This window comes from Maritimibacter harenae, from assembly GCF_009882975.1.
GTDB classification, from domain to species: Bacteria; Pseudomonadota; Alphaproteobacteria; order Rhodobacterales; family Rhodobacteraceae; genus Maritimibacter; species Maritimibacter harenae.
In genome coordinates, this window is record NZ_WTUX01000003.1 from 70926 (window position 1) to 71208 (window position 283).

Below are 283 nucleotides of genomic sequence, written 5' to 3' on the forward strand. Positions count from 1 at the left end.
ATAAGGCCGTGGCCGANGGAATACGACATCGACAGCCTCGACGACATCGCCGGCAGCGGCGCGCCGCTTCGCATCGGCATCAACCGCTCGGGCAACATCACGTCCAATGTGGCGCTGTTCATGCTGGAAGAGGCGGGCGTGACCGAAGAAAGCCTCACCGATGCCGGCGGACAGTTCGTGCGTGCGGGTGCAAACGAGCAGGCGGACCTGATTCAGGATGGTCGTCTCGACATGATCACGAACGGGATCTTCATCAACCACTCGTCGTTCCGCTCGGTGGACG